The organism is Halomonas sp. 72 (genome assembly GCF_052379785.1).
GTDB classification, from domain to species: domain Bacteria; phylum Pseudomonadota; class Gammaproteobacteria; order Pseudomonadales; family Halomonadaceae; genus Vreelandella; species Vreelandella citrativorans.
Map to the genome: position 1 here is coordinate 1 of NZ_JBQSYY010000001.1, position 19,983 is coordinate 19,983.

At 51.1% G+C, this 19,983-nt stretch carries 21 protein-coding genes and 7 tRNA genes; 7 read left to right on the forward strand and 21 right to left on the reverse strand.

Going from position 1 to position 19,983, the window contains the following annotated elements; all coding sequences use genetic code 11:
- Positions 1 to 385 precede the first annotated feature (385 nt).
- Positions 386 to 1,753, forward strand: coding sequence for a hypothetical protein (locus tag ACT3T6_RS00005; RefSeq protein WP_193054862.1), 1,368 nt, complete (start codon positions 386 to 388; stop codon positions 1,751 to 1,753).
- Positions 1,754 to 2,018: 265 nt separating this feature from the next.
- On the opposite strand, the gene ACT3T6_RS00010 is transcribed toward ACT3T6_RS00005, so the two are convergent.
- From ACT3T6_RS00010 to ACT3T6_RS00070, 13 genes are all read right to left on the reverse strand, one after another.
- A complete protein-coding gene (locus ACT3T6_RS00010) occupies positions 2,019 to 2,450 on the reverse strand; it encodes a HEPN domain-containing protein (protein ID WP_328515364.1) in 432 nt (143 codons plus the stop codon).
- 166 nt (positions 2,451 to 2,616) lie between these two features.
- Positions 2,617 to 3,378, reverse strand: a complete 762-nt coding sequence (locus ACT3T6_RS00015; protein ID WP_193054860.1) for a hypothetical protein — start codon at positions 3,376 to 3,378, stop codon at positions 2,617 to 2,619.
- A gap of 101 nt (positions 3,379 to 3,479) precedes the next feature.
- Positions 3,480 to 4,166, reverse strand: coding sequence for a hypothetical protein (locus ACT3T6_RS00020; RefSeq protein ID WP_193054859.1), 687 nt, complete (start codon positions 4,164 to 4,166; stop codon positions 3,480 to 3,482).
- 91 nt (positions 4,167 to 4,257) lie between these two features.
- Positions 4,258 to 4,740: a hypothetical protein gene (locus ACT3T6_RS00025; RefSeq protein ID WP_193054858.1), complete on the reverse strand. Its 483-nt coding sequence runs from the start codon at positions 4,738 to 4,740 to the stop codon at positions 4,258 to 4,260.
- 145 nt (positions 4,741 to 4,885) lie between these two features.
- Complete coding sequence (locus ACT3T6_RS00030; protein ID WP_193054857.1) at positions 4,886 to 5,101, reverse strand: hypothetical protein; 216 nt, start codon at positions 5,099 to 5,101, stop codon at positions 4,886 to 4,888.
- A gap of 490 nt (positions 5,102 to 5,591) precedes the next feature.
- A complete protein-coding gene (locus ACT3T6_RS00035; RefSeq protein ID WP_193054856.1) occupies positions 5,592 to 6,137 on the reverse strand; it encodes a hypothetical protein in 546 nt (181 codons plus the stop codon).
- Positions 6,138 to 6,833 (reverse strand): hypothetical protein, encoded by a 696-nt coding sequence (locus tag ACT3T6_RS00040; RefSeq protein ID WP_193054855.1) that lies wholly within the window; start codon positions 6,831 to 6,833, stop codon positions 6,138 to 6,140.
- 407 nt (positions 6,834 to 7,240) lie between these two features.
- A tRNA-Ser gene (locus ACT3T6_RS00045) sits at positions 7,241 to 7,328 on the reverse strand.
- 107 nt (positions 7,329 to 7,435) lie between these two features.
- Positions 7,436 to 7,939 carry a YiiD C-terminal domain-containing protein gene (locus tag ACT3T6_RS00050; RefSeq protein WP_193054854.1) on the reverse strand — a complete coding sequence of 168 codons (504 nt, stop codon included), beginning with the start codon at positions 7,937 to 7,939 and terminating at the stop codon, positions 7,436 to 7,438.
- 14 nt (positions 7,940 to 7,953) lie between these two features.
- Entirely contained in the window at positions 7,954 to 8,514 is a 561-nt protein-coding gene (locus ACT3T6_RS00055; RefSeq protein WP_193054853.1) for a nitroreductase family protein, read from the reverse strand.
- 47 nt (positions 8,515 to 8,561) lie between these two features.
- Complete coding sequence (gene queF / locus ACT3T6_RS00060; protein ID WP_193054852.1) at positions 8,562 to 9,395, reverse strand: NADPH-dependent 7-cyano-7-deazaguanine reductase QueF; 834 nt, start codon at positions 9,393 to 9,395, stop codon at positions 8,562 to 8,564.
- 35 nt (positions 9,396 to 9,430) lie between these two features.
- Positions 9,431 to 10,204, reverse strand: coding sequence for an ABC transporter permease (locus ACT3T6_RS00065; protein WP_172117164.1), 774 nt, complete (start codon positions 10,202 to 10,204; stop codon positions 9,431 to 9,433).
- On the reverse strand, positions 10,201 to 11,169 hold the full coding sequence (locus ACT3T6_RS00070; RefSeq protein ID WP_193054851.1) for an ABC transporter ATP-binding protein: 969 nt from the start codon (positions 11,167 to 11,169) through the stop codon (positions 10,201 to 10,203). The genes ACT3T6_RS00065 and ACT3T6_RS00070 overlap by 4 nt, the downstream gene beginning before the upstream one ends.
- Positions 11,170 to 11,450: 281 nt before the next feature.
- On the opposite strand from ACT3T6_RS00070, the gene ACT3T6_RS00075 reads away from it, so the two are divergent.
- Positions 11,451 to 13,076, forward strand: a complete 1,626-nt coding sequence (locus ACT3T6_RS00075; RefSeq protein WP_193054871.1) for a methyl-accepting chemotaxis protein — start codon at positions 11,451 to 11,453, stop codon at positions 13,074 to 13,076.
- Between the two features lie 181 nt (positions 13,077 to 13,257).
- Here the strand turns inward: ACT3T6_RS00075 and ACT3T6_RS00080 are convergent.
- From ACT3T6_RS00080 to ACT3T6_RS00105, 6 genes are all read right to left on the reverse strand, one after another.
- A tRNA-Gly gene (locus ACT3T6_RS00080) sits at positions 13,258 to 13,332 on the reverse strand.
- 23 nt (positions 13,333 to 13,355) lie between these two features.
- A tRNA-Glu gene (locus ACT3T6_RS00085) sits at positions 13,356 to 13,431 on the reverse strand.
- Positions 13,432 to 13,454: 23 nt separating this feature from the next.
- Positions 13,455 to 13,529 (reverse strand) — tRNA-Gly (locus ACT3T6_RS00090).
- Between the two features lie 24 nt (positions 13,530 to 13,553).
- A tRNA-Glu gene (locus ACT3T6_RS00095) sits at positions 13,554 to 13,629 on the reverse strand.
- Between the two features lie 79 nt (positions 13,630 to 13,708).
- Positions 13,709 to 13,783: transfer RNA gene (locus ACT3T6_RS00100), tRNA-Gly, on the reverse strand.
- 24 nt (positions 13,784 to 13,807) lie between these two features.
- A tRNA-Glu gene (locus ACT3T6_RS00105) sits at positions 13,808 to 13,883 on the reverse strand.
- Positions 13,884 to 14,133: 250 nt separating this feature from the next.
- Between ACT3T6_RS00105 and msrB the strand changes: the two genes are divergently transcribed.
- From msrB to htpX, 4 genes are all read left to right on the forward strand, one after another.
- Entirely contained in the window at positions 14,134 to 14,532 is a 399-nt protein-coding gene (gene msrB, locus ACT3T6_RS00110; protein ID WP_172117166.1) for a peptide-methionine (R)-S-oxide reductase MsrB, read from the forward strand.
- A gap of 106 nt (positions 14,533 to 14,638) precedes the next feature.
- On the forward strand, positions 14,639 to 15,592 hold the full coding sequence (ylqF, locus tag ACT3T6_RS00115; RefSeq protein ID WP_193054850.1) for a ribosome biogenesis GTPase YlqF: 954 nt from the start codon (positions 14,639 to 14,641) through the stop codon (positions 15,590 to 15,592).
- Positions 15,593 to 15,649: 57 nt separating this feature from the next.
- A complete protein-coding gene (locus ACT3T6_RS00120; protein WP_226912240.1) occupies positions 15,650 to 16,942 on the forward strand; it encodes a pyridoxal phosphate-dependent aminotransferase in 1,293 nt (430 codons plus the stop codon).
- Between the two features lie 92 nt (positions 16,943 to 17,034).
- A complete protein-coding gene (gene htpX / locus ACT3T6_RS00125) occupies positions 17,035 to 17,940 on the forward strand; it encodes a protease HtpX (protein ID WP_193054849.1) in 906 nt (301 codons plus the stop codon).
- 62 nt (positions 17,941 to 18,002) lie between these two features.
- Here htpX and pdxB read toward each other — a convergent pair whose 3' ends face one another.
- Positions 18,003 to 19,151, reverse strand: a complete 1,149-nt coding sequence (gene pdxB, locus ACT3T6_RS00130) for a 4-phosphoerythronate dehydrogenase PdxB (protein WP_193054848.1) — start codon at positions 19,149 to 19,151, stop codon at positions 18,003 to 18,005.
- Between the two features lie 187 nt (positions 19,152 to 19,338).
- Here pdxB and ACT3T6_RS00135 point away from each other — a divergent pair, with 187 nt between their 5' ends.
- Positions 19,339 to 19,620, forward strand: coding sequence for a hypothetical protein (locus tag ACT3T6_RS00135; protein WP_018916661.1), 282 nt, complete (start codon positions 19,339 to 19,341; stop codon positions 19,618 to 19,620).
- 16 nt (positions 19,621 to 19,636) lie between these two features.
- On the opposite strand, the gene ACT3T6_RS00140 is transcribed toward ACT3T6_RS00135, so the two are convergent.
- Positions 19,637 to 19,972: a glutaredoxin family protein gene (locus tag ACT3T6_RS00140; RefSeq protein WP_193054847.1), complete on the reverse strand. Its 336-nt coding sequence runs from the start codon at positions 19,970 to 19,972 to the stop codon at positions 19,637 to 19,639.
- Positions 19,973 to 19,983: the final 11 nt, after the last annotated feature.

Consider the following 19,983-nt stretch of genomic DNA (forward strand, 5'->3'; position numbering starts at 1 on the left):
TCCGAAGGCCCAGCTTGTTGGCGAGATTATTGAGCATAATCGTTCCCCTTGTCTTTACAACAAGGTAGGGGGTATGGGCGGATTGCGCCAAGGTGCATTAAAAGCTCCTGGAGAAGCTCTTACATGTGTATTGGCGCATTTGTGATGGCCTTACGAGCAAAGCTTTTGTCATAAAAATAAATAAAAACAAAAACATACTTCAAAGACCAAATAATCAACCAAGAGGTAAAACAACCATCTCTCAATTAACATAAGCTCTTACATTATTTGTAAGCTTTATCTTACAAATAATTTTAATTTTCCATTACCTTAACCATTTCATTGACATTCAAATTAGAATTCGCTTTTGTGGATTAACTATTTTAAAAATAATCATGGAATCCATATGAGCGAAACCCGTCCTGAATACACATCACAGGGAAAATATGCCCGGTTAATCCCTACTCTGGCTGACAGCAAAAAAGAGGAGCGCGCAACTTCTATACTCTTGGCAGCGCTAATGTCGGTATATGAATTTCGCAAAACGATGCTTCAATCGATCAACAAACGCGTTGGAGAACGCACAAAGCTTGAGGCTTGGACCGAAGTAGTCTTCAAAAACGAAACCCCGATAAACCAAAAAAAGAGCCCTGATGACCGACCTGATGGGCTTATCGTTCTTAATACTGGCCGAACGAAGTGGCATGCTTTGGTTGAAGCCAAGGTAGGCAGCGAGACTGTTGGAGAAGACCAGCTATTAAAATATATCAAACAAGCCAAGGAACACGGCATTGATGCTGTCATCACCATTACCAATCAGTTTGTCGCCTTTCCAACTCACCACCCAGTGACCATTCCCAAGAAGCACTTACGCTCGGTTGAAATTTTCCATTGGTCGTGGACCTACATCGTGACCATGGCCCAACTGCTTCTAGCGCAGGACAAAATAGAAAGTCAGGACCAGCGGTTCATTCTGCACGAAGTAGTTAAATATCTAGAAGATCCAGGAAGTGGTAAAGCTGGTTTTACCAGCATGAACTCTGAATGGAAGACGGTGGTACAGAGCGCTTTTAACAATACGAAGCTTAATAAAAACTCTGAAGAAGTACTAAAAACCGTTGGTAGCTGGCATCAGGAACAACGTGAGCTGTGCCTTCAAATGTGGCCTTTGGTCGGAGAAAAGGTAGCGGTTAAGCTCCCACGAGCCCACCGAAATGATCCAAAGCAACGACTAGCGGATGATTGTGAAAGGCTGGCATCTGAGCACCTTCTAATAAGCACCATTGATATACCCAACGCTGCATCAGACCTTACAGTAACTGTCGATCTTACGCGTAAATCGATTACTTGCAGCATGCGGCTTGACGCGCCTAAAGATAGAAAAAGCACGTCAGCAAAAATTAACTGGCTCACCCGGCAATTACCCAGTAACGAAAAGAGCCCAGCCATTAGCATAAAAGCGATGCGCAAAGGTCAGGCTTTGGCAACGGACAAGCCTTTAGAAGAAGTGAGGAAAAACCCCAATATTTTGGATGTAGAAAATACCGACGCTCAACCTGTCGCATTCGAAGTATTTACCTCGATAGATCTAGGCGCAAAATTCTCGGGTAATCGCGTGTTCATCGAACACCTTGAAAAGGTAGTGCCCGATTTCTACCGCTATGCAGGCCAATACCTAAAAGCCTGGGTGGCTCCGGCACCTCGAGTTAAGCAAGTTGAAGAAGATCCCGAGGAAGAAACCGAGGCGCAGACTACATCGCCTGAAAATGATTGAATCGTTTTAATCCAGCCATAGTAAATTTACCGGTCACTGCGTATGGCCGGTTTTTTGTTATAGCGGCATTTCTGTAGGTTATGGGAGATTAGAAGAGACAGCCTACCGGCCAACAATTTTATTATTGTACTGAGTAGATACTTTAATTTTCTGGTTTCGGCCAAAAGCGGTCTTTTAGACATCTCTGATTAACGTTTGGTTAAGGGACGGGCTAAAACCCGCCCCAGCGAACGAAGTGAGCGATTTTAACCATTTGTTATACGCCTTACTCTGCATCGTCGTCGATTTCTTCAAATTTCAGCAGCATGCTTCCAAGTATAAAAAAAGCGTACCTTTTAAGGATTGTGTTGATGCTGGCAATGTTCATGTCGTCATAAACCTGCTCGATCCCCATGAATAGCTCTATGACTTGATCGTTAGTGATTGAGGCGTCAAGGCTATGTGCTAGTTGGTTTCGCAGCTTGTTTAGCTTTCTAAGGGAGCCAACAATATAGTCCGGCATCAAGCTCCAGTCCTTTTCTATCTCCAGTTTCGATACAAGCTCTAGTTTTTGGTGGTATCTCAGGTCTAGAGAAAGAATCGGTTCTGATTTTTCTTCAAATACGAGCCTAATTAGCTCTTCTAGTATTCCTTCGGTTGTTAAATGTACTCGCAGCAACGTACCTAGAGCATCTTCGCTTTCTTTGAATGTGCTCATTGCGAGTAGAAGATGCTTATATCGAGCACTAGTTAGGTTTAGCAGCTTGTCTTTGAGTGAGCTAGTCATAGTCCTTGCGTATAACGCTTAATAACCGGCGCGCTTTAGCGCGTCCGGCGCCGAAGGCGCGAAGTTGATTGATTTGTTACATGCACTTTCACTTACACTATTCACGAGTGCCACTGATATTTGACATCACATCGTCTAAAACAAAGTTTGGATCTGTATTAGAAGAGAATTCACCTCGACTAGCTCCATATATGAAGTTTGGGCAATCGCAGTCATTCTCGCCTTCACCACAATCCATGCACTCGGAATTGCACCCGTCAATCATTCGATCAATAGCATCGTGCGGTTGATAATCGTAATCAAAATGTCCATACCCTGTACTGCCACATATCCTACCATTAATAAAGTCATCTACATCATTGACGGTTTTTAGGCCGCAATTAAAGATTGCAGCAATTGGTCGCATTACAACCCTGCAATAATCAAATTTATACGTTGAGGATTTGAAAAATATTTTTCCCTCACTCGGTGCTAGACTGTGGAAAGTAAGATCTCCATATATTTCAATCAGGTCAGAGTATCTCTTTTGTTCTAATTCCACATGCTTGAACAAGTTATTGATTGCATCAAGCAATTTGAACTTGTTATTTATGTGGTCACATCCATCTACATGGTATCTATTATCAAATTGGGATATAAAATCTTTTCTATTCGCTTGGGTTACTTTGTTGGCAATGAAGACCATATAGTCAATTGCGTGAGCCAAGATGGCATTAAAAGAAAAAGCGTGGTGCAGCAAAACCTTGTTGTCATCCAACAAGCCAAAAAACTCTTCAGACGACGGAATCAAAACGTCATTGATGTAGGAAAGAAAATACTTAGCATCACTTTCTTCTGATTTCACGTTATAGATTTCCAATTCGACTCCTATATGGACTGGGCATGTAACGCCGTTAACACACGCGGCTTTGTAGTGGAGGCGAAGCCGCAACGAAGAAGCCATCGCAATGCTTGGCCTTGTTAACCATTTAGACCAAAAAACACTGTGACTTTACAATTGCTATAGAAACTCAGCCTCATTATTTTCTCGCATTGATCATTTCCGTTTATCACTTGATATTTGAAGACTTCCTTGTTTTCACCGAAGTATGGCTGGTTCTCAAATATTTGATCAGCCGCTTTAGCTAACTGCTCTATCGGTTCATTAGTGTCTCTGGCAGTTTCTGGATCTAGAGACAACAAAAAATCCGGCTGGATTGATACTTTGCCAAGCCACTTTTCAGAGAAGTGCTCATAGTGCAATGCTCTCGACATCATATCAATTGCACCATCAAACCGATGCCGATCAATCTCTATAGCAATAGTATTTTGCCATTCGCCAGTTTCTGTGTCTTGGATGGTGACTCTCTGATGAGTGCTCAGAAATTGTTTTATAAGGTTTGGATTTCTCTCGATGGCACGTATAAGCTTTGTTTGAAAATGGTTGCCACCGACTTCATTGGCAGGCAAGTTCATTACAAGAACATAAAGAATGTACTCGTCATATTTTGATTTCTTTGTATTGTGCTCGTCACAAGCAGGAACAGTTATAAGTTGAGATCTCAGATTCCACCCTTCCGGTAGGTCTTTTTTTTCAGGAAATACGCATTTGGGAGGCACATGCTCTACAGTAGTTCCTTCCTTTTCGCACATATAGCATTCGGCCATGCACTATCCTCGATCTTATGGTTAACGCGAAGCACTGCGGCGGCTCGTAAGGGACGTCCGGCGGCCACCGGCCGCGAACTGCTGCGCCTTGTTAAAAATCCTGACCAAGCTTAGCCCAATTCTGAGTGAAATAGGCTTGAATCCCTGTGCCAGGCTGGTACCTGGGATAGAGCTTTTGAAACTCATCACGCGCAGAGCTATATGAACTATCATCGATAACGGAAAGAGCCCGGGCAAGGAACAACAAGGCTAGAGATGGGGCACGAGACTGACCTTGGTTGCAGTGAATAACCAACTTTTTTCCGTCATCCCAGTGCTTCATTGCGAAATCCAAAAAGCTGGAGAATAGTGCTGGCATAAACAACGGAACCGGTGGATCAATTATGTTGAGATACAGATCTGAACCTTGCTCAAAGACCAAGTAGTTTGGATGAGAATTCGGAAGCTTGCCCGTGTATCCAACAGCCCGCTGGTGACATGGGCTTTTGCATGCGTGAACGACCGCTACGCTATCAGAGCCAGACAAGCAGGATGTCGCACCCGTTACGAAAACCCTTTCATATACTTCCTGCATTCAGACTCCTTGGTATTTTAACGTCTAAGCTAAGCGGCGCGGCGGTAGCGTGTCCGGTGGAGCGCGAAGCGCGGAACGAACTTGAGCGACTTGTTATGTGCTGGTGCCCAATGAAGAAACGTTCTTCCCTAATGCGCCTGCATGTCTACTTGAGCACTTCGCTATCATCGCCGATATCTTTACATCCGCATTCCTTTTCCAGCACCTCCCGAAGCTCCTTTAATGTTGTGAATGAGGCTCCTGGCATACCCTCGTCCATTCTGGTGTTCTCCCCCTCAGGAATTCTCCCACACTCCTCCCCATCCTTCATTAGGACATGGTCTCCAGATGGCTGCTCTACTACCCAGTGGCATTTGCTCATTTTCCTCTCCTTTAGTTGTATCAACTCCACTTGGCGGAGCATTTGTATGTGCACATAACAGTTTGATTCATGAGCATGCGCGTTTTTCTGGGAAGCCCCACCTTGCCAAAAGCAACTAATTTACTTATAAAAAAGGGGTAAATGCTATTTTTTCCTCGTAAGGCTCGTTAGAAAAATGCGCATGCGTGTTAACTTTATGATCATTTTTCAAGATGGTGCATAAACATACAACGCCTTCTTATAAACCATTGTTTTACCGAAATTCACATCATACTTTTCAATAAATGTACGCACTCATAATGCAACCCTCACCAAAAAAACGCGCATTTTTGGCTAAAAGCCCCCGCAAATTACGGTTTCATTGAACATCCGCTAAGGGACGATAGCACCTATGCACGTTAATTCTTGTGTCGGCCAGGAACTGTCTTTAAGGAGGTTCTGATTAACGCCGTATTCAGCGGCTTGTCCGCTGCAATGTTTTGTTACACGTTTATTGCTTACGAATAATTTTATAGAAAGGAATTTCTTCATCACCGTACCAAGTAGAAAGGTCAACTTGTATACACGGCTCCCCGTCACAGCTGGCAACAACCCCATACTGTTTCAATGAAGCTAATTCATCCAACAAAATACCTTTCTCATTTCTTAGTCGATTGATTTCATCAATTGTCGGTATGTTTTTTATAAACGCAAACCAAAGTAGCGCACCGGCCAATAAGAAGAAAGTGAAGAACATTGCACCAATTTTTAGAATCGAAAACTTTGCTGCTTTTTCAAACCTAGTCGACGCATTAGCTGCCTTTTTTTCCACCTCGTTCAAGCTTGAAAGTACTTTTTGGGCAATATATTCAGCTGAATCATGACTAGCGTTATTCATAGCTCTAGCAACCCGACTCTCGATATCTTGTGAAGTTCTATTTAAATTTTTTGAGCTATTTTCAATTTTTTGGATTGCGCCTTGAAGTTCTGACTGGTTTCTTTCGCTGGCTTTTAAAAGATTAAAAGAAGAATCTACAAGACAGTGGAACTTTTCCATTTATCTACCACTCCCCATAGAATATCCCTTATCTAATTTCTTTTCTTTTGATGGAAGCCTTCTCATAATTGAGTCGTACTCTTTTTTAACTTGTAAGACGTAGTCTTTATGCTGCAACCTTAACTGCATTATATCTGTAAACTGCAGGTACCTCACTCCCTCTTTACCTACTGACACAATCAAGCCACCCGTACCCACGTCTCCATCGCCTTGACATGTAGATACGAGTGCAAGATATGCTTCAAGATTGGAGGACGGAATTTTATTTTCAGGATCTATTACTGAGCGAGTGATATTTGCGATAAACGATTCAATCGTATGAGTAGATTCATTGCCAGAAAAGGCATCTAAATATGGGGTGATATTGTTAAGGCATAACTCTTCAAATGGCTTGGTTTCAACATACCAATGAATTTCCCTAGATATTTTTTGTAGTTCTTCACTATCACCAATCTGTATACTGAGCTGCTCACATCTTTTTTTTTCCTTAGCGAGTGAGCTGTCTCGATTCTTAAACTCAATTAGCCTTACCACCCCAGGAAACTCCAACAGCATATCCCCAAGTTCGTTATCTGCTGGAGTTTGCTGCAACAAATTTATGACAGATAGTTGTCGCTTTTCTTTAGTAGCACTGCCAATAGAGTGCCCCAAACCGTACAAAAAATTTCCAATAATTACGTTCTCGTATAGCTTCAATGCTTAGACTCCATTTATACGTGTAACAGTGACTAGTTGGAATGCTGTGATACGAGAGGAACGTGCCAGCACGTTCAAGAATGTATTCCAGCGCGACATCCATGCTCTAACCTCTTGCCCCCTTGAGGCTAAGTTAACTTCTGCAGTATAGCTGCCAATCATTTTACCAGCTGCATAATACGTATGAACTTGCCAGCAGCATTTGCCGGGATGACCGCACTGGGTCGCTATCAGACTCATATCGGTAGCTCATGATTCTTAAGTTAACAGTAACGAAGCCAGCAAGCCTTGTCACCTTCGTATTGACGAAAACAAGACCAAGGTAGGCAAAGGCAGGAAGTCTGGGCTGCCAAATCCCAAGCACAAAAAAGCCCGCTGATTGCTCAGCGGGCTTTTTCTATATTCTGTGGCGGAGGGGGAGGGATTCGAACCCTCGAAGCCTTTCGACTTACACACTTTCCAGGCGTGCTCCTTCGACCACTCGGACACCCCTCCACATTTTGGTTCAATCACTTAGGCTGTGCCTTTCGCGACAGAACGGCGCATATACTATGGTTTAAGCGGCCAAATAGCAAGCCTTTTTCAGAATCAGTGGCTTGCCTTCAGGTATCGCTGCTCGATAACACCGCATAGTTGCTGTGGGCTTCCAGGCAGAGCGCATCGCCACAGTAAAGCTGTTGGGTGAGCGCAATGCGGCCTTTTCCGCGCTCGGCCAACTTATTGGTGAGCTTCTCAACGCCATCAGGCTCTGCTGGCGTACATATCAGGCGATAGTCGCCGGTTACCGGGGCCAGAAAGCGCTGCGTGGCTTCAGCAACCACTACATCACGCGCCATGCCCTGCTTGCGTAGCCATAGCGTTACCCAGCACCAGCCTTGCAGTGTGGTTTGCGCACTTAGCGCGCCACCAAAGCCGGTGCCTTTATCATTCAGGTTAGGCGCCAGGGCGAGCCGCCAAGTGAGCGATTGATTGTGCAGCGACATCTCTTCAATCCCCAGGGCGCCAACCATGGGGATTGCATCGCTTAACCACTTTTGAAAGGCGGCCAGGTCTTCCTGGCCTTCGGGCAGCGGTAAGCGTGGGTGAGGCACACCGGGTTTGCGCATGGCGGTTGGTCTCCTTACGCCCAGCGCTCTACGAAGTCGGCCACGTTATGCGCAGGCAAAGGCTTGTGGCGCCCGCCCAGGTGTCCCAGGTAGATAAACGCGACGACTTCGTCATCTTCTTCCAGGGAAAGCCCTTTGCGCACCACGGGGTCAAAAGCGTACTTGCCGCTACGCCACATGGCGCCTAGCCCTTGCGCGTGCGCGGCTAGCAAAATGCCATGGGCGGCGCAGCCTGCGGAAATTACCTGCTCCATTTTGGGCACTTTGGGCAGGTCCGGCGTTACCTTGGCGATCACGGCGATAATCATCGGCGCGCGCAGCGGTTTTTTGCGCGCTGAATTTAGCGTGTCGTCATCGGCACTGGGGTCTTCCTGGAACTCGGCTTCGGCAAACAGCTCACCCAGGCGCGTACGCCCTTCCCCAGTGAACTCAATAAACCGCCAGGGGCGCAGCTCTTTGTGGTCAGGGGCGCGCAGGGCCGCCTGGTAAATCGCATCCATCTGTTCGGCAGTGGGCGCAGGCTCAACCAGCTTGCCCATTGAGCTACGGCTGTGAAGCAGCGTGAGTCCATCCATTTGGTTTCATCCTATCAATCAGTTAGGCACTACTGTAGCGCAGTCGCTTACTGTCTTGCCAGACGCAGCGGGCTTGGCGGCGCAAGGCCCGGCGTGGCGCGCCAGGGGCTGATATCCAACCCGCCACGGCGCACGTAGCGCGCCAGCACCAGAAGCTCGGTAGGTTGGGCGTGCTGCATCAGGTCGGTGAAGATGTGCTCAACACAGTGCTCGTGAAAATCCTGATGCTGACGATAGCCGATCAGGTAACGCAGTAACCCTTCGCGATCCAGCTTCGGGCCTTTGTAGCGAATCATCACGCTGCCCCAGTCGGGCTGGCCGGTCACCGGGCAGTTGGATTTAAGCAAATGCGAGTGCAGCGTCTCTTCTACAACCTCATCGCTTACCGCCAAATGGGCGGCGCTGGGCGTGTAATCACTTACTTCGATATCCAGGTCGTCCAGGCAGTCGCCGGGGAGCGGCTGTGGGGCAAGCTCAGCATCTTCTACACCGAGTAGCTCCACACTGACCGGTGCACCAGCTGCCGCGCTTAGGTCACGGTGCAACGTTTCAATCACTTCCTCGCGGCTTTCCATACGGGTCTGGTTAAAGCTGTTGAGGTAGAGCTTCCAGGATTTGGATTCGATCAGGCTGGGCGACTCAGCAGGCAGCCGAAAGCGGGCCACAGCCACGATGGGTTTGCCACGGGCATTCAGCCAGGAAACCTCAAATGCGTGCCACTCATCTTCACCCACAAAGGGCAGCTTGCCCTCTTCAATCCCCAGCGGCGCGCGGTTGGCGGCGCGAGGGATGGGGAACAGCAACCCGGCATCGTACTGCTCAGGGTAGGCGGATTCGCGCCCCAAGGGCGCGTGCTCTAAGGTATCGGGGCGGTGTGCCATAGGGTAACGCTCTCTTGATAAAAACGGTCGTACGGTTAACTACGAATGCCTTTGCCACGCTCCAGCATGGCCAGTGCCGCAAAAAACAGCACTACGATAAACCCCAAAATAGCCGCCAGCGCCCAGCCAACGGGAATGTCCGACACGCCCAAAAACCCATAGCGGAAGACGTTCACCATATACAGAATCGGGTTGAGCATTGACACGCCCTGCCAGAAATTGGGCAGCATGGAAATGGAGTAAAACACCCCACCCAGGTAGGTCAGCGGCGTCAAAATAAAGGTCGGCACAATGGAGATATCATCAAACTTGTTGGCCAGCAGGGCATTGATAAAGCCGCCGATGGAGAACAGCGCCGAGGTTAGCACCACCACCAGGATGGTTAAAAGCGGGTGCTCGATGGTTAAGCGCGTGAAAAATAGCGACACAATAGTAACGATCAGGCCCACGCCCAAACCGCGCGCCATGCCGCCGAGGATAAACCCGGATAGAATCACCCAGTTGGGCATGGGCGATACCATTAGCTCTTCTACCGAACGCTGAAACTTGTTCGAGAAGAAGCTGGAAGCCACGTTCGAGTAGCTGTTGGTGATGACCGACATCATGATCAGGCCGGGGACGATAAAGTCCATGTAGGAGAAGCCATCCATATCCCCTATGCGCGAGCCGATCAGGTTGCCAAAGATGATGAAGTACATCGCCATGGTGATCGAAGGCGGCAGCAGCGTTTGCGGCCAGATACGCGTAAAGCGTTTGATCTCTTTAAGTACGAGCGTCCATAGCGCAACGAGCGTTTGTGTTGCATTCATGCCTGCGTCTCCTTGTTGGGTTCGGCGCGCTGATCGATGGCTGTATTGCCCGCCTCTACCATTGACACAAACATCTCTTCCAACCGGTTAGCGCTGTTGCGCATGGAAACCACCTGCATGCCCTGCTCGCTTAATACACTGAACACATCGTTTAACTGCTGCCCGCGATGAATCACCAACGAGAGTTGCGTCGGTTCGATCTGCTTGATCTCAAACCCTTCGATCACCGGCGGCGCCGTGACAGGCTCGGCGAGATCCAGCAGGAAGGTTTCGGTATTCAGCTCGGCCAATAGCTCGCGCACGCTGGTGTTACGGACAATTTCACCGTGATTGATGATGGCGATATTACGGCACAGGCTTTCGGCTTCTTCCAGATAGTGGGTGGTTAGAATGATCGTGGTGCCTTCATCCTGATTAATGCGGCGCATGTATTCCCACATGCTGCGGCGCAGTTCAATATCCACGCCCGCGGTGGGCTCATCCAGAATCAGTAGTTTGGGCCGGTGCATCAGCGCCCGGGCAATCATCAAGCGGCGCTTCATACCACCAGAAAGCATGCGAGCGTTGCCATTGCGCTTGTCCCACAGGCCCAGGTCGCGCAGCAGCTGCTCGGCACGCGGCAGCGCTTCACGGCGCGTCATGCCGTAATAGCCTGCTTGCGCCAGCACGATATCAAGCACCTTCTCGAACTGGTTGAAGTTGAATTCCTGAGGAACCACGCCCAGCTGGTACTTGGCCTTGGCGAAGTCCTTGTCGATGTCGATACCAAAAATCGACACCTTGCCTTCTGACTTCTGCACCAATGAACACACCACACCCAGGGTGGTGGATTTACCCGCGCCGTTGGGACCCAGCAAGGCAAAAAAATCGCCCTGCTGGACGTCGAGATCAATTCCTTTTAACGCGTGAAAGCCGTTGCCGTACACCTTGGTAAGGCCACGGATAGACAATGCCGGTTCGGCCATAAAGATGTCCTGTCAGCAAAAAAATAGGGGCACAAAAAATACGTCCGAAGCAACGATATCGGGGCATTCGGTCGTTTTTTCAAGCCAGCGTAACATGGCGCCTATGGCTATCTCGTTAAACCGCTAACAATCCATCCACTTTAATTAGTATTCGCGGCGTTTTGTCGCGCACGACACGCAGGCTAATACTTTAGTATTATCCGCGTGCCCTTTCGCTTTTAATAGCACGGCACTCAAGGGAACACGTATTTTATAAACGAGAAAAAGCCATAGTGAGCACCATGATCGCCCAGCCCCCTGTTACCTTTGCCCAACCAGGCGCTACTACCGAGCATTCAACGTCCGCCGCCCGACGCGGCCTGGCAGCGCTTCCTCTGCGCCGCCAACGGCTGATTGGCGTAGCCGTTTTATGGCTGATACTCGCCATCATGATTACGGTGAATGCGCTGCAAAGCCGAACGCTGCTCTATCACGAGCGTGAGCAGCGCATGGTTACCGCCGTAGACATTGCCATTTCTACCCTTGAGCATTTTGATGAACGAGCCAAGCGGGGTGAGCTCTCGCTTGATGAAGCCAAAACCCAGGCGTTTGAAGCCATTCGTGACGTGCGCTTTGGCGTCGATGATAACTACCTGTTTGCACTCAGCGGCGACCTGAAGATGCTTGCCCACCCCAAACGTCCGACGGGGCAGGATTTATCCCAGGTGACTGACCCCAAGGGCACGCTGATCTTTCCGTTGATCCGGGAAAGCGCCCGCGAGTCAGGCTACGGCTTTTCCGAGTACTACTCTAACTTCGCCCGCGGCAACGACAAAATGCCCCTGGTGCATACTTACACCGAAGCCTACGCCCCGTGGGATGTGTATGTTGCCAGCGGTATTTTTATGGGCGATATCAGCCAAACCATTATGGCCCAATTGACCAAAACCATTTTAGTCGGCCTGGTGGGCGGCATACTGGTAACGCTAGCCTTTTGGGGCATGATCTCGTTGATTCTGCGCCGTTTGGGTGGCGAGCCTGACTACGCGGCAGAGGTAGTAGCACGTATTGCCCAAGGCGACTTAACGGCAAGGGTTCGCCTGGGCGCTAACGATACCAACAGCCTGCTTTACGATATTCAGCAAATGCGTGACAAGCTGCATGCAACGATGCAAGAAATTCACGCCACCAGCGCCGCGGTAGACAATGACTCTGGCGATATTGCCGCAGGCAATCAGGAGCTTTCATCACGCACCGAGCAGCAGGCAGCCGCCCTTCAGCAAACCTCTGCCAGCATGGAAGAAGTGACCGCGACGGTGCGCCAAAATGCCGAAAACGTGGAACAAGCCAAGGAGCTTGTACGCAACGCAGGCGAAACCTCTCAGTTTGGCCAACAAGCCATTGGCCAGGCCGTTACCTCCATGCAGGAAATTAGCGCTGAAGCCGCCAGAATTTCCGACATTGTTACCCTGATTGACAGCATTGCTTTCCAGACCAACATTTTGGCCCTTAATGCGTCGGTTGAAGCTGCCCGCGCGGGTGAGCATGGTCGAGGTTTTGCCGTGGTAGCCAGTGAAGTACGCCAGTTGGCTAACCGTTCGGCAACCGCCGCTCACGAGATCAAAACGTTGATTAACGCCTCTAATGCACAGGTGGATAACGGCGCCTCACTGGTGACGACCGCTAAAGAGCGGATGCAGCAGATTGACCAACAGATCCAACGCATCAATGACCTGTTCGCCGACATTACAGCCGCGACGCATGAGCAAACCCAGGGGATTGAACAGATCAACGTGGCCATCGCACAGCTTGACCAGTCAACCCAGGATAACGCCACTATGGTTCAGCAAACTGCTAACTCCGCCCACGACCTGAAACAGCGCTCACAGTCGCTTAGCAGCGTGGTAAATCACTTCACCCTCAGTTAAGCACTCGGCATTACCGACTTACGCTCAGGCAGCACTGTCTGGGCGTAAGCCACCACTCAAAACGCGCCTCTAAAACACACGCACAGCAAAACGCCGCCAACAAGAGCAGTAGATAGATAGCAATATGTATAACAAGAAGGAAAGGTAAAACAGGAAGGATAACGAAATGAGACTGTTTACATGGAGCGGGAAAAGAGATTCGAACTCTCGACCCTCGCCTTGGCAAGGCGATGCTCTACCACTGAGCTATTCCCGCAACGTAAACATGCACTTACTAGATGGCGTCCCATAGGGGGTTCGAACCCCTGTTACCGCCGTGAAAGGGCGGTGTCCTAGGCCACTAGACGAATGGGACGTATAAACATCTATTTTATTGATTGGAGCGGGAAAAGAGATTCGAACTCTCGACCCTCGCCTTGGCAAGGCGATGCTCTACCACTGAGCTATTCCCGCTTAATCAATTTCTCGCCATCGGATTGGCGTCCCATAGGGGGTTCGAACCCCTGTTACCGCCGTGAAAGGGCGGTGTCCTAGACCACTAGACGAATGGGACGTTTTGGAGCGGGAAAAGAGATTCGACCGGGCTGGCGTTCCAGCTCTCGACCTGCACTTGCTTAACCACACGACCAAATTGGAGCGGGAAAAGAGATTCGAACTCTCGACCCTCGCCTTGGCAAGGCGATGCTCTACCACTGAGCTATTCCCGCACTCCGATACCTTAACGATGTAATTGGCGTCCCATAGGGGGTTCGAACCCCTGTTACCGCCGTGAAAGGGCGGTGTCCTGGACCACTAGACGAATGGGACGTTTCATTGCCTCGTCGAGGTGGCGCGTATATTACTCAGAGCACGCATTTCTGTCAAGCCCTATGATATCGCTCTGCTTTCTATCTATACGCCAATCTCTTTCATTGCTACTACTTAACGCCTACTCAAGCGGGTGGCTACACCCTATTCGCCTTCTGAACTCGGGTAAGTATTAGCTTTCTTAACTACGCTGTCTTAATTGAAAAGAGTACGATAGCCTGCAAGTCACAGAGGGCAAGGAGACACTAAAATGGCCAAAATCAAAAAATCCCCCGAACAGTGGCGCGAACAGCTGACGCCTGAGCAGTACCGGGTTGCACGCGAGAAAGGCACCGAACGTCCTTTTACAGGTGACTACCAGGTAAGCGATGCTCAAGGCATTTACCACTGCATTTGTTGCCATGCACCGCTGTTTGAAAACGAGCACAAATTTGATGCGGGTTGTGGCTGGCCCAGCTTCGACAGGCCGCTTGGCAGAAACTGCGTTGAAGAGCATAGCGATACCACGCACGGCATGGTGCGCACAGAAGTAGTGTGCTCCCACTGTGATGCCCACCTGGGGCATGTGTTTCCTGACGGGCCGCCGGCATCCACAGGGTTGCGTTACTGCATTAACTCAGTGTCGCTAGAGTTTCATCCTGACGAGTAAACGCTACCTCTAACCCCTTTAACGAATCGCAGCAAGGCGAGCACCATCTGGTAGAATGGTTGCTCGCTTTTTTTATGCCCGTTTTTTGTGCTTGTAGGAGAAACTCATGCTCGGCTGGTTCCCCGGACATATGAACAAGGCCCGCCGCCAGATAAAGGATGCGCTGCCGGAAATTGACGTGGTCATTGAAGTACTCGACGCACGTCTGCCCTACTCTAGCGCCAACCCGATGCTGGCCGAGCTGACCCGCCATAAGCCAGTATTGAAAATACTCTCCCGGGCGGACCTGGCAGACCCAGAGCGCACCGCGGAATGGGTGGCCTTTTTCGATGCCCAAGACGATACCCGGGCACTCGCGATCACCACGACCAATACGCGTGAGTTAAAAAAGATTCCCAAACTTTGCCACGAATTAGCGGGTGACGTACGTGCTGACCGCGACGTTCGAGTGATGGTGATGGGGATTCCCAACGTGGGTAAATCCACCCTGATTAACGGCCTGGCCGGGCGTAAAATTGCCAAAACCGGTAACGAACCGGCGGTCACCAAGCGCCAGCAGAAAGTGCGTATTGATGGCCGCGTGGCACTGATCGACACGCCTGGCGTGCTGTGGCCCAAGATTGAAGACCAGGCCAGCGCCTATCGGCTGGCGGCCAGCGGCGCTATTCGCGATACCGCCATTGAGTATACCGACGTGGGTATTGTTACCAGCGCCGAGCTTGCCAAGCGCTACCCGGACGAGTTGACCACACGTTACAAACTCAAAGCATTGCCCACGTATGAAGTGCCGGTCGATAATGACGTGGACGCTGACGGTCCGAAGAAGCCTGATTTTCTGGCAATCGCCGGGTTTGATGGCTATGCCATCCTGAAAGAAATTGCCGGTAAACGGGGCGGCCTGCGCGCAGGTGGCGAGGTAGATTTACACCGTGGCGCCGAAGTACTGCTACACGAACTGCGTGACGGCAAGCTTGGCCGTTTAACGCTGGAAACACCGGACGATATTCCGCCGCCCATTGTGCAAAACGACGAAGACAATCAGCCACTTTCCGACGCATAATGGATGAACCGACCGGCGCCGCCGCACGGCCTTTGGACACTTTTGGATAAATCACTCATGGAAACCTCTCAGCTTCAAACGCCTACTGAGCTTCAGGATACGGACTCACAAAACGCCGAGCCGTCATCTGCTGAACTCAAAAAATCTCACAAGCTCAATAACGTCTGCTACGACATCCGTGGCCCGGTCCTTGATCATGCCAAGCGGCTTGAGGATGAAGGCCAGCGGATTTTAAAGCTGAATATTGGCAACCCGGCGCCCTTTGGGTTTGAAGCACCAGAAGAGATTTTGCAGGATGTGATGCGCAACCTGCCCACGGCACAAGGCTACTGTGATTCCAAAGGCCTCTACTCGGCGCGTAAGGCGATTATGCAGGAGTGCCAGCGCAAGAAAATTCCAGGCGTTGGCATCGAAGATATTTACATCGGCAACGGCGTGTCCGAACTGATTGTAATGTGCATGCAGGCACTATTAAACGACGGCGACGAAGTGCTGATCCCTGCCCCCGACTATCCACTATGGACGGCAGCGGCGCATCTTTCCGGCGGCCACGGCGTGCACTATAGGTGCGATGAGCAGGCCGACTGGACGCCGGACATTGCCGATATCCGCGCCAAGATCACCAGCCGTACCCGCGCGATCGTGCTGATCAACCCCAACAACCCGACCGGTGCGGTTTATCCGCCGGCCGTGGTACGCGACGTATTGGCCGTGGCCAAAGAGCACAATCTGGTGGTGTTCTCTGACGAGATCTACGACAAGATCCTGTATGACGGCGTAGAACATACCGCGACCGGCGCTCTGGCCGACGATGACCAGCTAGTGATTACCATGAACGGGCTGTCGAAAAGCTACCGCTGTGCGGGCTTTCGCTCCGGCTGGATGACGATTTCTGGCACGATTGCCAAACAGCGCGCCAAGGATTTTATCCAGGGACTGACCATGCTGGCCTCCATGCGTCTGTGTGCCAACGTGCCTGCCCAGCACGCCATTCAGACCGCACTGGGTGGCTATCAGTCGATCAATGACCTGATCCTGCCAGGTGGCCGTTTACTGGCTCAGCGCGACATCACGGTGGAAAAGCTCAACGCGATTCCTGGCGTTTCCTGTGTCACGCCCAAGGGCGCGCTCTATGCGTTTCCTCGTTTGGACCCCAAGGTCTTCAATGTTCAAGATGACCAGAAGCTGGTTCTTGATTTGCTCCTTCAAGAGAAAATTCTACTGGTTCAAGGCACGGCGTTTAACTGGCCAGAACCTGATCATGTGCGCATTGTGACACTGCCCTGGGCGGATCAACTGGGCGACGCCCTGGACAGGTTCGGTAATTTCTTGTCCCGCTACCGTCAATAACGTGCGCTGTGACTTGAAACTGCCACGAAGTGTACGTATCTAAGCAAGCATTCTAGTAACGCTTTACCGTCCTCTTAGGGAGAACCTGCACCATGATGCGAATTGTGCTGTTTTTAGCCACCAACCTGGCGGTACTGCTTGTCGCCAGTATTACACTGCGCCTGTTTGGCGTTGAGGGTTATTTACGCAGCCAAGGAATCAACTTTACCAGCCTGCTGATTTTCTGCTTTATCTTCGGCATGGTCGGCTCGCTGATCTCGCTGTTTATTTCCAAGTGGATGGCGAAACGCAGTACCGGCACGGTAATTATTGAGTCGCCTTCCAATGCCACCGAGCAATGGCTTGTCGATACCGTGGCTGAGCTTGCCCGTGAGGCCGGCATTAAGACGCCGGAGGTGGGCATCTTCCCCGCCCAGCAGTCAAACGCGTTTGCCACCGGCTGGAATAAAGATGACGCTTTGGTGGCGGTTTCCGCCGGGCTGTTAAACCGGATGCGCCCCGACGAAGTGCGCGCAGTGCTTGCCCACGAAATTGGCCACGTCGCCAATGGCGACATGGTCACGCTGGCGCTGATTCAGGGCGTAGTGAACACCTTTGTGATGTTCTTTGCCCGTATGGTGGCGCAGTTGGTGGATGGCTTTCTTAAAAGCCGCAGCGGCGGCGAAGGTGGCCTGGGCTTTATGGGTTACTTCGCGGTCGTGATTGTCGCAGAAATTGTGTTCGGGATTGTGGCGTCGGCTATCGTTGCCTGGTTCTCTCGCTATCGTGAATACCGTGCCGATGAGGCCGGTGCTCGGTTAGCAGGGACAGGCTCCATGGTGAATGCCCTGGCCCGCTTGAAAGCGGAAACAGAAATGCCGGACCAAATGCCCGACACCCTACGCGCCATGGCGATTACCAAAGGCCAAACACGCTCGCTGGTAGAACAACTTTTTGCCAGCCACCCGCCGCTGGATGACCGTATTCGTGCACTAAAAGAAGCCGCTTACCGTCAATAAACAACATCCGCAACGTATTTAGTCGCAACAGGCCCGCTTAGCGGGCCTGTTCTTTTTACGCGTTAGAATAACCGTGAGACGTGAAATCCCGCGGCACTCAACGGCGCTTCAAGATCAACCGCACTGCCTGATAACTGCACGTTCAGCGTGGCAAATTCACGGCGCAGTGGATAATTGGCTCGGCAGGCATCAAAGCCCTGCTTGATACCCTGCAAAAGCGCTTGGCGCTGCAGGCTATCGTGGTCTCGGCGTACGTCATACACCGCACGCATGCACACACGCAGTGCATCCTCGACCGGCAGTGCATCCTGCAAATGCAATGACGCCAATGCTGGCAGCGGGCAGATATCGACAAACGCATCATGGCGGGGAGCACCAAGATGGCTGGCTAACGCCTGCTGAATCATCCAGGTACCGCGCAGCTTGCCGTCCAGGCTATGCCCGGCAATATGCGGCGTGGCAAGTGCCACCAGGTCGCGCAGCCCTGCGTCAATGTCCGGCTCGCTCTCCCACACGTCCAGCACGGCGGTAATATCGCCTTTCCCCGCTAACCGACCACGCAGCGCTAACCCATCAACACAGTCGCCCCGCCCGGCGTTTAGCAATACCGTGCCAGGCGCTAATTCATTGACGCGCTGAGCATTCAGCAGCTGATAGGTGGCGTGCGGCCCCTCTGACACCAGCGGCGTGTGCAGGCAGAGAATATCGCAACGATCGATCAGCGTATCCAGCGGCTCAAAGCCCTGCTCGCCCTCCTGCTCTGCTCTGGGTGGGTCACAGGCAAGTGTGTTGACGCCCAGCGCATTAAGGCGGGCAAGCAAGCGGCTGCCTACATTGCCGACGCCCACAATGCCAACCGTTTTTGAGAGCAGCGACCAGCCATCGCGCTCAGCCAGCGTTAGCAAGCTGCTGAGCACATAGTCCACCACCGCTTCAGCGTTGCAACCAGGCGCGCTTGCAAAGGTAATACCGCGCTCGGCCAGGGCGGCATGATCAATATGGTCGGTGCCAATCGTACAGGTACCGACAAAGCGTACAGCGCTGTCTGCCAATAGCGCGGCAGTGACCTGGGTGATGGAGCGCACAATCAGCGCATCCGCGTCCTTGACGTGCGCCGCGCTTATTTCACGCCCTGGCAGATGGGTGATTGAGCCAAAATCACCAAAGCAGCGTTCGGCGGCGGGTATATTGGCATCTACAGTCAGCTTCACAACGTGATCCTTTTAGTCCGCAGGACAGGCAAGCCTCTCCACAGAAAAACGCTTCATAAGCAAAGATAGGCGTTTGCGATAACGCGCTTTACAATACCGTCCGCCGCATCAAATTGGAAAAGAGTATTCAGGACAAGGAGTGCCTAATGGGTAAGCCAGTGTCAAGAACAACCGTGGGAGTAAGCTTGTGATCGTAAGGTGGGAAACCGACCACGACTATGTGCTGGTTCATATTCACCAGGATATGTTTGGCGACTGGATTTTTAGTCGCGCCTGGGGGCAAATCGGCACGCAGTTTGGCGGCTTAAAACATCAACTGGCCGACACGCTTGAGCAGGCTCAGATGTGGCTGGAAGATGAGACGACCATTCAAAAGTCACGCGGGTTTCATAAAGTACTGGACGTTGATGACCATACTCCAGAAGGCCAGGAAGCGATGCGCCAGCTTTCGCTGCTTGACCTGCTTTAAGTGCCCCAGTAAGTCATCACTCACCCAGAAAACGCCGCCCGTTGCGAACATAACGCCCTTTTGGCGGCGCTTCATCAGGTTGCATCAGGCGTGTTAGCGCGTGCTCACTTAGCCAGCCGCGCTGACGCAACCAAGCACTTAAGCGCTCTACCTCAAAACCGCGTATCAGCTCATGCCCCTGGCTATCCGCCACAACCGGAATAAGCTCGCCATAGCGCGCTAGTAACTCCGGACAATCACTGATTTCAATGCGTTGCAGCGCCACCGGTTGATTGGCAAGCGCTGCCAGCAGGCCTTCCAGCTGGGCGCACAGATGGCAACCCAGCGTGGTGTAGAGCGTAAGCGAGATCACCGCTGCAAGCC

What these genes read in the sequence shown, in the direction of transcription:
- ACT3T6_RS00005 (WP_193054862.1), top strand. Translation starts at nt 386, where the DNA reads ATGAGCGAAACCCGTCCTGAATACACATCACAGGGAAAATATGCCCGG.
- ACT3T6_RS00010 (WP_328515364.1), bottom strand. Translation starts at nt 2,450, where the DNA reads ATGAGCACATTCAAAGAAAGCGAAGATGCTCTAGGTACGTTGCTGCGA.
- ACT3T6_RS00020 (WP_193054859.1), bottom strand. Translation starts at nt 4,166, where the DNA reads ATGGCCGAATGCTATATGTGCGAAAAGGAAGGAACTACTGTAGAGCAT.
- ACT3T6_RS00025 (WP_193054858.1), bottom strand. Translation starts at nt 4,740, where the DNA reads ATGCAGGAAGTATATGAAAGGGTTTTCGTAACGGGTGCGACATCCTGC.
- ACT3T6_RS00030 (WP_193054857.1), bottom strand. Translation starts at nt 5,101, where the DNA reads ATGAGCAAATGCCACTGGGTAGTAGAGCAGCCATCTGGAGACCATGTC.
- ACT3T6_RS00035 (WP_193054856.1), bottom strand. Translation starts at nt 6,137, where the DNA reads ATGGAAAAGTTCCACTGTCTTGTAGATTCTTCTTTTAATCTTTTAAAA.
- ACT3T6_RS00050 (WP_193054854.1), bottom strand. Translation starts at nt 7,939, where the DNA reads ATGCGCAAACCCGGTGTGCCTCACCCACGCTTACCGCTGCCCGAAGGC.
- ACT3T6_RS00055 (WP_193054853.1), bottom strand. Translation starts at nt 8,514, where the DNA reads ATGGATGGACTCACGCTGCTTCACAGCCGTAGCTCAATGGGCAAGCTG.
- queF (WP_193054852.1), bottom strand. Translation starts at nt 9,395, where the DNA reads ATGGCACACCGCCCCGATACCTTAGAGCACGCGCCCTTGGGGCGCGAA.
- ACT3T6_RS00065 (WP_172117164.1), bottom strand. Translation starts at nt 10,204, where the DNA reads ATGAATGCAACACAAACGCTCGTTGCGCTATGGACGCTCGTACTTAAA.
- ACT3T6_RS00070 (WP_193054851.1), bottom strand. Translation starts at nt 11,169, where the DNA reads ATGGCCGAACCGGCATTGTCTATCCGTGGCCTTACCAAGGTGTACGGC.
- ACT3T6_RS00075 (WP_193054871.1), top strand. Translation starts at nt 11,451, where the DNA reads ATGATCGCCCAGCCCCCTGTTACCTTTGCCCAACCAGGCGCTACTACC.
- msrB (WP_172117166.1), top strand. Translation starts at nt 14,134, where the DNA reads ATGGCCAAAATCAAAAAATCCCCCGAACAGTGGCGCGAACAGCTGACG.
- ylqF (WP_193054850.1), top strand. Translation starts at nt 14,639, where the DNA reads ATGCTCGGCTGGTTCCCCGGACATATGAACAAGGCCCGCCGCCAGATA.
- ACT3T6_RS00120 (WP_226912240.1), top strand. Translation starts at nt 15,650, where the DNA reads ATGGAAACCTCTCAGCTTCAAACGCCTACTGAGCTTCAGGATACGGAC.
- htpX (WP_193054849.1), top strand. Translation starts at nt 17,035, where the DNA reads ATGATGCGAATTGTGCTGTTTTTAGCCACCAACCTGGCGGTACTGCTT.